This is a genomic window from Variovorax sp. Soil_C_12, from assembly GCF_057657375.1.
Window position 1 is genome coordinate 687,489 of record NZ_JBDGIO010000001.1, and the last position, 13,242, is coordinate 700,730.

General features: G+C 69.9%; 5 protein-coding genes. All 5 read left to right on the plus strand.

The window, feature by feature from the left end; translation table 11 throughout:
• The first annotated feature begins 5 nt into the window (after positions 1-5).
• From treS to AC3A6X_RS03470, 5 genes are read left to right on the plus strand one after another with little or no spacing between them, the layout of a single operon-like run.
• Entirely contained in the window at positions 6-3,341 is a 3,336-nt protein-coding gene (gene treS, locus AC3A6X_RS03450) for a maltose alpha-D-glucosyltransferase (protein WP_487840813.1), read from the plus strand.
• Between the two features lie 41 nt (positions 3,342-3,382).
• Positions 3,383-4,093, plus strand: a complete 711-nt coding sequence (locus tag AC3A6X_RS03455; RefSeq protein WP_487840814.1) for a mechanosensitive ion channel family protein — start codon at positions 3,383-3,385, stop codon at positions 4,091-4,093.
• Positions 4,090-6,264 carry a glycogen debranching protein GlgX gene (gene glgX, locus AC3A6X_RS03460; RefSeq protein ID WP_487840815.1) on the plus strand — a complete coding sequence of 725 codons (2,175 nt, stop codon included), beginning with the start codon at positions 4,090-4,092 and terminating at the stop codon, positions 6,262-6,264. Before AC3A6X_RS03455 ends, glgX begins: the two co-directional genes overlap by 4 nt.
• Entirely contained in the window at positions 6,261-8,111 is a 1,851-nt protein-coding gene (treZ, locus tag AC3A6X_RS03465; RefSeq protein ID WP_487840816.1) for a malto-oligosyltrehalose trehalohydrolase, read from the plus strand. The genes glgX and treZ overlap by 4 nt, the downstream gene beginning before the upstream one ends.
• Complete coding sequence (locus tag AC3A6X_RS03470; RefSeq protein WP_487840817.1) at positions 8,104-13,233, plus strand: malto-oligosyltrehalose synthase; 5,130 nt, start codon at positions 8,104-8,106, stop codon at positions 13,231-13,233. Before treZ ends, AC3A6X_RS03470 begins: the two co-directional genes overlap by 8 nt.
• Positions 13,234-13,242 lie beyond the last annotated feature (9 nt).

A 13,242-nucleotide genomic window follows, 5' to 3' on the forward strand; every position in this document is an offset into this window, starting at 1 on the left:
CACCCATGAATGCACCGGTATCGCACCTGCTCCTCGAGACCGTCGAAATCGACAGCAGCGACGATCCACAGTGGTACCGCGATGCCGTCATCTACCAGCTCAACGTCAAGGCCTTCTTCGACTCCAACGACGACGGCTACGGCGACTTCAAGGGCGTCACCGCCAAGCTCGACTACGTGAAGGACCTGGGCGTCAACACCATCTGGCTGATGCCCTTCTATCCCTCGCCGCTGCGCGACGACGGCTACGACATCGCCGGGTACGAGGACGTGCACCCGCACTACGGAACGCTCGCCGACTTCAAGGTGATGCTCGACGAGGCCCACAAGCGCGGCCTGCGCGTGATCACCGAGCTGGTCATCAACCACACCTCCAGCGACCATCCGTGGTTCCAGGCCGCGCGCCGCGCGCCGCCGGGCTCGCCCGAGCGCGAGTTCTACGTCTGGAGCGACACCGACCAGCTCTACCAGGGCACCCGCATCATCTTCACCGACACCGAGACCTCCAACTGGGCCTGGGACCCGGTGGCCAAGGCTTACTACTGGCATCGCTTCTTCAGCCACCAGCCCGACCTCAACTTCAACAACCCGCAGGTGCTGGAGGCGGTGTTCAAGACCATGCGGTTCTGGCTGGACATGGGCGTGGACGGCTTCCGCCTCGACGCCATTCCCTACCTCTGCGAGCGCGACGGCACCAGCAACGAGAACCTGCCCGAGACCCACGTGGTGATCAAGCAGCTGCGCGCCGCCATCGACGCGCAGTACAAGAACCGCTTCCTGCTGGCCGAGGCCAACATGTGGCCCGAGGACGTGCGCGAGTACTTCGGCGACGCCGACGAATGCCACATGGCCTACCACTTCCCCCTGATGCCGCGCATGTACATGGCGATCGCGCAGGAGGACCGCCACCCGATCGTCGAGATCATCCAGCAGACACCCGAGATCCCCGAGGGCTGCCAGTGGGCCATCTTCCTGCGCAACCACGACGAGCTGACGCTGGAGATGGTGACCAGCAAGGAGCGCGATTACATGTACCTCATGTACGCCGCCGACCTGCGCGCCCGCATCAACGTCGGCATCCGGCGCCGGCTCGCGCCGCTGATGGAAAACGACATGGACCGGCTCAAGCTGATGAACGCCATGCTGCTGTCGATGCCGGGCTCGCCCATCATCTACTACGGCGACGAGATCGGTATGGGCGACAACTTCTTCGTGGGCGACCGCAACGGCGTGCGCACGCCGATGCAATGGAGCCCCGACCGCAACGCCGGCTTCTCGCGTGCCGATCCGCAGCGCCTCTACCTGCAGCCGATCATGGACCCCATGTACGGCTACGAAGCCCTGAACGTCGAGGCGCAGGCGCGCGACGCCAGCTCGCTCCTGAACTGGACGCGGCGCATGCTCGCCGTGCGCAAGACCAGCCATGCCTTCGGCCGCGGCAGGCGCGTGTTCCTGCGGCCCGGCAACCGCAAGATCCTCGCCTACCTCAGCGAATACGAGGACGACACCATCCTCACCGTGTTCAATCTCTCGCGTGCCGCGCAGCCGGTGGAGCTCGACCTCTCCGCCCACAAGGGCCGCATCCCGGTCGAGATGCTGGGCCGCACCTCCTTCCCGCCGATCGGCGAGCTGCCCTACCTGCTGACCCTGCCCTCCTACGGCTTCTACTGGTTCCGGCTCGCGCAGGATGCCGAGATGCCGAGCTGGCACCAGGAAGGCGTGGGCCTGCAGGACCGACCGACGCTGGTGCTCTTCGACGGCTGGACCAGCTTCTTCCGCGACCGGGTGATGCCCTGGCGCATCGGCATGGCCGAACGCATGCTCAAGCAGTTCGAGATCGACACGCTGCCGCGCTTCATGGAGATCCAGCGCTGGTACGGCGCCAAGGGCTCGGCCGTCGAGCGCGCGCGCCTCGTGGACCATGCGGTGTGGGAGAGCGACGGCGTCAGCTGGATGCTGCCTTTGGTCTCGCTCGACGGGCCTGCGGAGGATTCGACCTACTTCGTCCCGCTCGCGCTCGCCTGGGAGGAGCACGACGAAGACCGCCTCAACCGCCTCATGCAGGCCGGCGTCGCCAAGGTGCGGCAGCAGGCCAATGTCGGCGTCATGGCCGACGCCTTCTACGACGAGGCCTTCTGCCGCGCCATGGTGCGCGCCGTGCGCGACGGCAAGGAACTGCCGGCCGCCAAGGGGCGCCTGCGCTTCACGCCCACCGAGGCCTTCCGCCGCATCGAACGCGACCTCGACACGATGCCCGTCGGCCGCCCCGGCGCGCAGAGCAGCAACACCGTCGTGACCTTCGACGAGACGCTGTTCCTCAAGGCCTACCGCCGCGTGCGCGACGGCATCAACCCCGAGGTGGAGATGGGCCGCTTCCTCACCAGCGTGGCGCGCTACCCGCACTGCGTGCCGGTGCTGGGCGCGCTGGAATACATCGGCGAGGACGGCCGCATCGCGACCCTGGCGATGGTGCAGCGCTACGTGACCAACCAGGGCGACGGCTGGGTCTATACCCTGGGCTACGTCGAGCGCTTCCTCGAGGAGCTGCGCACCGCGGCCGATACGCTCGGCGCCGTCGCGCCGGCGGAAGCGCATGGCGGCTTCAGCGTGCTGATGCAGGTGCTCGGCCGCCGCACCGCGGAGCTGCACCTCGCCCTCGCGCGCCGAACCGGCGATCCGGCGTTCGACCCCGAGCCCCTGGCGCCCGAGGACATCGAGGCCATGCGCGAGCATGCGAGCGCCGACGTCGCGACCACCCTGGCCCTGCTGCGCGAGCGCCTGTCGCAGCTGCCGGCACCCGCGCAGGAAGACGCGCAGGCGCTGCTCGCACAGGAGAGCCGGCTTGCGGCACGCGCCACCGCGGCGATCGAGAACGGCCGCGGCCTGAAGACCCGCTTCCACGGCGACTACCACCTGGGCCAGGTGCTGGTGAGCGACAACGACTTCGTCATCATCGACTTCGAGGGCGAGCCCACCCGCAGCTTCGAGGAGCGCCGGGCCAAGGGCTCGCCGCTGCGCGACGTGGCGGGCATGCTGCGCTCCTTCAACTACGCGCGCTGGTCGGCGCTCAAGCGCGTGGCGCAGAACGCCGACGAGCTGCAGCGCCTGGCGCAGCCCGTGCGCGACTGGGAGACGACCAGCCGCGAGGCCTTCCTTTCCGCCTACCTCGGCACCATGAAGGAAGGCGCCCCCGCGATCCCAGTCGATTTGCAACTGCTCGACTTGTTCGAACTTGAAAAGGCGCTGTACGAGCTGCGCTACGAACTGAACAATCGCACCGACTGGGTCCAGGTCCCGCTGCAGGGCCTGCTGGCGCTGACGGGCCGCGACACCGCATCCTGACCACGCCCGCCGCGCGCGCCCGGGCCAACGGAGAAAGCATCATGGAAAGCTTCGGAATCCACCTGGAGCCCTTGCGGGCCATCCTGTTTCAGATCGGCGCCTTCCTGCCACGGCTGCTCTTCGCGCTGGTGGTCGTGGTCGCCGGCTGGCTCCTCGCCAAGCTGGCGCGCTTCACCGTCGTGAAAGGGCTGCACGCCATCAACTTCAACGTGCTCACCGAGCGCGCCGGCCTCGACGGCTTCCTGCGCCAGGGCGGCATGCGCGGCGACACCACCAGCCTGTTCGGCGTGCTGGTGTACTGGCTGGTCATCCTGGCCTCGCTGCTGATCGCCTTCAACGGCATGGGCCTCACCTACATCGCCGACCTGATCGGCAAGGTGCTGTGGTTCGTGCCCAATGTCTTCGTCGCGCTGCTGGTGCTGGCCTTCGGCTCCTACTTCGCACGCTTCGTCGGCGACACAGTCACCGCCTACGGCCGCAACGTCAAGCTGCAGGACGCTATGTTCCTGGGCAAGCTGGCGCAGTACGCGATCATGGTCTTCGTGGTGCTGATCGCGCTCGACCAGATCAAGGTCGGCGGCGACATCGTGCGCGAGAGCTTCCTGGTCATCCTGGCCGGCATCGTGTTCGCCCTGGCCCTGGCCTTCGGCCTCGGCGGCAAGGACTGGGCGGCCGAGCGCATCGAGCAATGGTGGCCGCGCGAGCACAAGGACCCGGCCGAACGCATCGAGGAGCGCAAGTTCCGCCGATGAAGACCAACGAGCTGATCACCGCGGTCTGGCCCGGCCGGCCCTATCCGCCCGGCGCCCACTGGGATGGCGAGGGCGTCAATTTCGCCCTCTTCTCGCAGCACGCGCAGAAGGTGGAACTGTGCATCTTCGACGAGAAGGGGCGCCACGAGCGCCACCGCATCGTCATGCGCGAGCGCACCGACGACATCTGGCACTGCTACCTGCCCGAAGCCCGCCCCGGCCTGGCCTACGGCTATCGCGTGCATGGCCCCTACAAGCCCGAGGAAGGGCACCGCTTCAACCCGCACAAGCTGCTGATCGACCCCTACGCCAAGGACCTGGTCGGCCAGCTGCGCTGGAGCGACGCGTTGTACGGCTACACCGTGGGCAGCAAGCGGGGGGACCTGTCCTTCGACCGGCGCGACAGCGCACCGCTCATGCCCAAGGGCCGCGTGCTGGAACCGGCCTTCACCTGGGGCAACGACCGCCGGCCGCAGATCGCATGGCAGGACATGGTGATCTACGAGATGCACGTGCGCGGCTTCACCATGACGCATCCGGACGTGCCGCCGCAGCTGCGCGGCACCTATGCCGGGCTCTGCTCCGCGCCCGTGGTCGACTACCTCAAGCGCCTCGGCGTCACCACCGTCGAGCTGTTGCCGATCCATGCCTTCCTCAACGACCACCGCCTCGCGGAGAAGGGCATGCAGAACTACTGGGGCTACAACACCCTGTGCTACTTCGCGCCCGAGATGCGCTATTGCGCCTCGCTCAAGGTCAAGGAATTCAAGACCATGGTGAAGACGCTGCACACCGCCGGCATCGAGGTGATCCTCGACGTGGTCTACAACCACAGCTGCGAGGGCAACCAGATGGGCCCGACGCTGTCGCTGCGCGGCGTGGACAACGCCTCCTACTACATCACCAACGCCGAGAACCGCCGCTTCTACGACGACTTCACCGGCTGCGGCAACACCGTCAACCTCGAGCATCCGCGCGCCCTGCAGCTGGTGATGGATTCGCTGCGCTACTGGGTGGAGGAGATGCATGTCGACGGCTTCCGCTTCGACCTCGCGGCGGCGCTGGCGCGCGAGTCGGGCAAGGTGGAGAACCTGGGCGGCTTCTTCGACGCCATCCGCCAGGACCCGACGCTCAACCGCGTGAAGCTGATCGCCGAGCCCTGGGACCTGGGGCACGGCGGCTATCACGTTGGCAACTTTCCCTACGGCTGGGCCGAATGGAACGACCGCTACCGCGACGGCTCGCGCGCCTTCTGGAAGGGCGACAACAGCACCCTGGGCGAGCTCGGGCACCGCCTCACCGGCTCGCAGGATCTCTACGGCTGGTCGGGCAAGCGGCCCGACGCGAGCATCAACTTCGTGACCGCGCACGACGGCTTCACGCTGCAAGACCTGGTCTCCTACAACGAGAAGCACAACGAGGCCAATGGCGAGGACAACCGCGACGGCCACAATAACAACCTCTCGTGGAACTGCGGGGTCGAAGGGCCGACGGATGATCCCAAGATTCTCGAGCTGCGCGAGCGGCAGAAGCGCAACCTGCTCGCCACCCTGCTGCTGTCGCAGGGCGTGCCGATGCTGCTGGCCGGCGACGAGCGCGGCCACACGCAGCTGGGCAACAACAACGGCTACTGCCAGGACAACGAGCTGGCCTGGCTCGACTGGAGCCCCGACGCCGGCAGCGAGGCGCTGACCACCTTCGTGCAGCGCCTGATCACGCTGCGCCGGGCGCACCCCACCTTTCGCCGCCGCAACTTCTTCCACGGCAAGCCGATGGAGGGCAGCGGCGTCAACGACGTGTGCTGGCTGCGTCCCGACGGCCACGAGATGACGCCGGAGGACTGGAACGACGCCAACGCCCGCAGCCTGGCCATGGTGATCTCGGGCCTGGGCATCACGGACCGTGGGCCGCGGGGCGAGGCACTGCGCGACGACGACTTCCTGCTGCTCTTCAACGCGCACCACGAGGCCCTGGAATTCAGGCTGCCGGTCGAGCATGGCCGTTGGCGGCTCCTGCTCGACACGGCTACCGGCGTTCTGCCGCCCGAGGACAGCCTGGGCGATTTGCCCCAGGCATGGACGCAGGACAGCTACCCGCTGCAGCCCCGCTCCTTCGCGCTGATGAGTCGCCCGACGCAGCCGCCGCCCAAGCCGCGGGAGGAGCCCGAGTGAAGCAGGCACACGACATGCCTTTCGGCGCCAGCCTGCTGGAAGGCGGCGGCGTGCGCTTCGCACTGTGGGCGCCGGCCGTCGAGCAGGTGGTGCTGGAGCTCGGCGCCGCGCCGTTCTCGCACCCGATGCGGGGCGACGCCGGGGGCTGGCACCGGCTGGAGCTGCGCGAGGCGCGGCCCGGCGACGCCTACCGCTTCCGCCTGCCTGGCGGCCTGCGCGTGCCCGACCCGGCCTCGCGCTTCAATCCCGACGACGTGCATGGCGCAAGCCGCGTGGTCGATCCCGGAGGCCACGCCTGGCAGCATGAGGACTGGCGCGGCCGCCCCTGGGAAGAGGCCGTGCTCTATGAACTGCACGTCGGCACCTTCACCGCCGAAGGCACGTTCACCGCTGCCCAGGCCCGGCTGCCCGCCCTGGCCCAATTGGGCATCACCGCGATCGAGCTCATGCCGCTGGCCGATTTCCCGGGCCGGCGCAACTGGGGCTATGACGGCGCCCTGCTCTTCGCGCCCGATGCGAGCTACGGCACGCCCGAAGAGCTCAAGGCGCTGATCGACGCCGCCCACGGCTTCGGCCTGATGGTGCTGATCGACGTGGTCTATAACCACTTCGGGCCGGAGGGCAACTACCTGCATGCCTACTGCCCGCAGTTCTTCAACCCCAAGCACCAGACGCCCTGGGGCGCGGCCATCAACTACGACGGCGAAGGCGCGCGCACGGTGCGCGACTTCTTCATCCACAACGCGCTCTACTGGGTCGAGGAGTTCCGCTTCGACGGCCTGCGCATGGATGCGATCCATGCCATTCGCGACGACTCGGCCCAGCACATCGTCCACGAGATCTGCCACGCGCTGCGTGCCGGCCCCGGCCAGGAACGCCATGTGCACGTGGTGCTCGAGAACGATGCCAACCAGGCCTCCTTCCTCGCGCGCGACGCGCGCGGCCTCCCGCTGTGCGGCACGGCCCAGTGGAACGACGACCTGCACCACGCAGCCCATGTGCTGGCCACCGGCGAAACCGACGGCTACTACGCCGACTTCGCCGACGACCCGGTCGCGCAGTTCGGCCGCGCGCTGGCGCAGGGCTTCGTCTACCAGGGCCAGCCCTCGGCCTTCCGCGGTGGCAAGCGGCACGGCGAGGACGCCAGCCGTCTGCCGCTGGGCGCCTTCGTCTCCTACCTGCAGACCCATGACCAGGTCGGCAACCGCGCCTTCGGCGAGCGCATCCAGGCGATCGGCGAGCCGGCGTTGGTCCGCGCCGCCTGGACCTGCCTCGTGTTCTCGCCGCATGTGCCGATGTTCTTCATGGGCGAGGAGTTCGAGGCCTCCACGCCCTTCCAGTACTTCTGCGACTTCGGGCCCGAGCTGGCGGCCGCCGTCTCCAAGGGCCGGCGCGAGGAGTTCGGCCGCTTCAAGGCCTTCGCCGACGAAGCGGCTCGCGCGCGCATTCCCGATCCCAATGCCGAATCGACCTTCCTGGCCTCCAAGCTGCGCTGGGAGGAATGCGACGATCCCCTGCACGAGGCCTGGCGCGTCCAGCTGGGCGAGATGCTGGCGCTGCGCCGTCAGCGGCTGGTGCCGCGCCTCGCCGGCCAGCGCGGCCCGGGGCGCTTCGAGGCCGAGGGCGGCCTGCTGCGCGTCGAGTGGACGCTGGCCGACACGACCCGCGGCCTGGACGGGCCGCACCTGCACCTCCTGGCCCACTTCGGCGAGGCGCCGGTCGACGGCGTCGCGCCGCCGTTGGGCGAACCCCTCTACATCGACGCGGTCGAGCGTGACAACGCCGGCGCGCTGCGCCTGGCGCGCGGCGCCGTCTTCGTGACGCTGCAGGAGCCCAGCCTTGCCTGAAGGCGCGCACGGCGGCGAATCGGAAGCGATCGCCCGGCTCTGCGCGCACTTCGGCATCGCGCTCGACTACCACGACATGTGGGGCGCGCACCGGCCGGTGCCGCGCGAGACCCTGCTTGCGCTGCTGGCCGAGTTCGGCGTGCGGCTGGACGACGGCGCGCAGGCCGACGCGCTGCTGGAGGCCGCGCGCCGCGCGAGCTGGTCCCGTGGCCTGCCGCCGGTGCAGGTGATCCGGGCCTCGGACGCCGGCTGGTCGCTGCCGCTGCGCATGCCGGCGTCGATGTCCCGCCTGTGCTGGCAGCTCTGCGAGGAGAACGGCGCGCAGCATCAGGGCGAGCTCGACGCGCACGCGCTGCCGGAAGCGGCCGGCATCGAGATCGAGGGCGAGCGCTGGTGCGAGCGCCAGCTGCCCTTCGCACGAAGCCTGCCGATGGGCTACCACCGCCTTCGCATCGAAGGGCACGAGGGCGAGACCCTCCTCATCAGCGCGCCCGAGCGCTGCTGGCGCCCCGCCGCGCTGCGCGATGGCGCCCGGGCCTGGGGCCCGGCCCTTCAGCTCTACGCGCTGCGCTCGCACCGCAACTGGGGCATCGGCGATTTCGGCGATCTGGTGAAGCTGCTCACGCAGATGGCGCCGCGCGGCGCCGATATCGTGGGCCTCAATCCGCTGCATGCGCTGTTCCCGCACAACCCGGCGCATGCGAGCCCGTACAGCCCCTCCTCGCGGCGCTGGCTCAACGTGCTGTACATCGACGTCGAGGCGGTCCCGGGCTTCGCCGCCTGCGAGGCCGCGCGCCGGCTGGTCGCCTCGCTCGAATTCCAGACCCGGCTCGCGGCACTGCGCGAGCTGCCGCTGGTGGACCACGCCGGCGTCGCGCGCGCGAAGTTCGAGGTGCTTGAGCTGCTGTTCGCGCATTTCCGCGCCAGCCACCTGTCGGAGGACGGCGGGAGTGCCAAGGACGACAGCGGCGCCGCCTTCCTGGCCTTCGTCGCGCAGGGCGGCGAGTCGCTGCGGCGCCATGCACTGTTCGAGGCGCTGCAGGCGCACTTCCACGCAGCCGACCCGTCGATCTGGGGCTGGCCGCTCTGGCCCGAGGATCATCGCGACCCGACCAGCCCCGCGGTCGAGGCCTTCGCGCAGCAGCATGCCGCGCGCGTGCAGTTCCACCAGTACCTGCAGTGGCTGGCCGCCGGTCAGCTGGCGCGCGCCAATGCGCACTGCAAGGCGCTGGGCCTGGGCATCGGCCTGTACCTCGACCTCGCGGTGTCGAGCGACCGGGGCGGCTCCGATGTCTGGAGCGAGGGCGCGCTGTTCGCCGCCGATGCGAGCGTGGGCGCGCCGCCGGACGACTTCAATCCGGGCGGCCAGGGCTGGGGGCTGCCGCCGCTGCGGCCCGACCGCCTGCGCGCCGGGCGCTACCGCTTCTTCATCGACACGCTGCGCGCCAACATGCGCCATGCCGGAGCCCTGCGCATCGACCACGTGATGGGGCTGATGCGCCTGTTCTGGATTCCCGCGGGGCGCAGCGCGCGCGAGGGCGGCTACGTGTACTACCCGCTGGAAGAGATGCTGGCCATCGTCGCCCTCGAAAGCCAGCGCCACCGCTGCCTGGTGATCGGCGAGGACCTCGGCACCGTCGCGCCCGAGGTGCGCGAGGCGCTGGCGCGCTTCGACGTGCTGTCCTACCGGCTGCTCTTCTTCGAGCGCGAGGGCGACGGCGCCTTCAAGCCGGCTGCCGCCTATCCCGCGCAGGCCCTGGCCGCGGTGGGCACGCATGACCTGCCGACGCTGGCCGGCTGGTGGAGCGGCGAGGACCTGCGCCTGCGCCTGCAGCTCGGCCTGATCCCCGACGAGGCGCAGCTCGAGCGGCAGTTGCTCGATCGCGCGCGCCACCGCGTGCAACTGCTGCTGGCGGTGCGGCACGCGGGCTTCATGAGCGCCGAGGAGGTCGCGCAGGCCACCAGCGAGGCGCAACTCGCGCCGCGCACCATCGAGGCCGTGCATGCCTTCCTGGCCGAGGCGCCTGCCCTGCTCATGATGGTGCAGCTCGAGGACGTGCTGGGCGTCGTCGAGCAGGCCAACATGCCCGGCACCATCAGCGAGCAGCCCAACTGGCAGCGCAAGCTGCCGGCCGACCTGCAGGCCCTGGCCGCCAGCGAGGCGATGGATTCGCTCGGCCGCACGCTGGCCCGCCTGCGGCCGCGCGCGAACCCCGCCGCCCAGGCGCAGCACGCGCCGATGCAGACGCACATCCCGCGCGCCACCTACCGGCTCCAGTTCCACAAGGGCTTCGGCTTCGACGACGCGATCCGCGTACTGCCCTACCTCGCGCGCCTGGGCATCAGCCATGTCTACTGCTCGCCGATCCAGCGCGCCCGCGCCGGCAGCATGCACGGCTACGACGTGGTGGCGCACGACCAGGTCAACCCCGAGCTCGGCGGGCGCGAGGGCTTCGAGCGCTTCGTCGCGGCGCTGCGGGCGCACGGCATGGGCCAGCTGCTGGACCTGGTGCCCAACCACATGGGCGTGATGGGCGCCGACAACGCCTGGTGGATGGACGTGCTGGAGAACGGCCCCGCCTCGCTCTACGCCCAGCACTTCGACATCGACTGGCAGCCGCTCAACCCCGAGCTCGCGGGCAAGGTGCTGGTGCCGGTGCTGGGCGACCACTACGGCGACGTGCTCACCAGCGGCGATCTGGTGCTGCGCTTCGAGGAAGGCAGCGGCAGCCTGGCCGTGTACTACTTCGAGCATCGCTTTCCGCTGGCGCCCGAGAGCTATCCGCGGGTGCTCGGCGGCGCCGCGGCGCAGCTCGAGGAGGCGCAGCTTGCGGCCCAGCTGGCGGGCATCTCTTCTGCCTTCGGCCGGCTGCTGGGGCAGGATGCGAGCGACGACCACGCGCGTGCCGAGCAGGCGCGCGACAAGGAGCTGCTCAAGACCCAGCTGGCGCAGCTCGCGGCCCGCCAGCCGGCCGTGGTGCGCGCCATCGTCGCGCGCGTGGCCGAGCTCAACCTGCCGAGCGCGCGCGACGAGCTGCATGCGCTGATCGAAGCCCAGGCCTGGCGGCTCGCGTACTGGCGCGTGGCCGGGGACGACATCAACTACCGGCGCTTCTTCGACATCAACTCGCTGGCCGGGTTGCGCATGGAACACGAGGAGGTGTTCGAGGCCACGCAGTCCTTCGCGCTCGACCTGGCGGCTTCCGGGCAAGTCGACGGATTGCGCATCGACCACCCGGACGGCCTCTATGACCCGGCACGCTATTTCCGCCAGTTGCAGGAAGGCTATGCGCGGCGCGCCGGCCTGGTGCTGGCCGAGCGCGATGCCGACGGGCGCCCCCCGCGGCCGCTCTACGTGGTGGCGGAGAAGATCAAGGCCGAGGACGAGGAAGTCCCCCAGGACTGGGCGGTGCACGGCACCACCGGGTACCGCTTCGCCAACGTGGCGAACGGGGTGCTGATCGACACCGGCGCAGCGGAGAAGTTCGAGAAGATCTGGCGCAACTTCACCGGCGTGCGCGACAGCTTCCAGGTGCTGGCCCGCGCCGGCAAGCGCGACATCATGCGCAGCGCGCTGGCCTCGGAGCTGACCGTGCTGTCGACCGAGCTGCTGCGCATCGCGCGCGCCGACCGGCGCACGCGCGACTACACCTTCAATGCGCTGCAGCGCGCGCTGGCCGAGGTCGCGGCCTGCCTGCCGGTCTACCGCACCTACATCATCGAGGCGCCCTCCGCGCAGGACGAGCGCTTCATTACCTGGGCCGCCCGCGAGGCGCAGCGCAACAGCCGGGAGGCGGACCTCACGATCTACGACTTCGTGCAGCAGACCCTGCTCGGCCGCGCCGTGCCCGATGCCGACGAGGCGCTGCAGCGCAGGGCGCTGCACCTGGCGATCCGCTTCCAGCAATTCAGCGCGCCGGTCACGGCCAAGGGCGTGGAGGACACCGCCTTCTACCGCTACTTTCCCTTGAGCGCGCTCAACGAAGTGGGCGGCGAGCCGGCGCGCTTCGGCATGACGGTGGACGAGTTCCACGCGGCCGGCACCGACCGCGCGCGGCACTGGCCGCACACGATGCTGGCCAGCTCCACCCACGACAACAAGCGCTCCGAGGACGTGCGCTGCCGCATCGACGTGCTGTCCGAGATGCCGGGCACCTGGCGCCTGGCGCTGCGGCGCTGGCGCGCACTGACGCGCGGGATCCGCCGGAGGCTGGAGGCTGGCGGCGCGCCGTCGGGCGCCCCCTCGGCCACGGACGAATACCTGCTCTACCAGACCTTGCTCGGCACCCTTCCCGCCGACGGCCTGGACGACAGCACCCGCCAGGCCTACGTCGAGCGCATCGTGCGCTACATGCAGAAGGCGGCGCGCGAGGCGAAGCTCCACACGCGCTGGACCAATCCCGACGAGGCCTACGAGCAGGCGCTGGAAGGCTTCGTGCGCGCGGTGCTGGGTTCGCGGGCCGACCCGCGCTTCGTCGACGAGCTGCAGACGCTGGGCCGCACGCTGGCCTGGTTCGGCGCGCTCAACAGCCTGTCGCTCACGCTTCTGAAGTTCGCTTCGCCGGGGGTGCCTGATGTCTACCAGGGCAACGAGCTGATGGACCTGAGCCTGGTCGATCCGGACAACCGGCGGCCGGTGGACTACGCACTGCGCGTGCGCTGCCTGGACGAGCTCGAGGCGATGGCGCGGGCTGACGACCTGCCGGCCCGCGTCGCCGCGCTGGTGCCCGCAGCCGCCGGCGATGGACGCGCCAAGCTATGGGTCTGCTGGCGCATGCTGTCGCTGCGGCGCGAGCAGCCCGCGCTGTTCCGCGAAGGCGACTACCGGGGACTGCAGGCCGAGGGCGCGAAGGCCGCGCACGTGGTCGCTTTCGCGCGGCGGCATGGGGATCAGATGCTGGTGCTCATCGCGGCGCGCCTGTTCAGCTCGCTCGCAGCGTCGGGCGAGGCGCCGGTGGGCGAGCTGTGGGGCGACACGGTCGTGCGCCTGCCGGAGGTCGCCGAGGGCATGCGCTTCGAGAACGTGTTGACCGGCGAGATGCTCGCGCTGCATGAGGGCGTGATCCGCGTTTCAGCCGCCTTCGCCCATTTCCCGGGTGCGGCGTTGCGCGCGAAGCCCTGACGGGATCGC

Excerpts from the sequence above, each read along its gene's own strand:
- AC3A6X_RS03455 (WP_487840814.1), top strand. The coding sequence starts at position 3,383 with ATGGAAAGCTTCGGAATCCACCTGGAGCCCTTGCGGGCCATCCTGTTT.
- glgX (WP_487840815.1), top strand. The coding sequence starts at position 4,090 with ATGAAGACCAACGAGCTGATCACCGCGGTCTGGCCCGGCCGGCCCTAT.
- treS (WP_487840813.1), top strand. The coding sequence starts at position 6 with ATGAATGCACCGGTATCGCACCTGCTCCTCGAGACCGTCGAAATCGAC.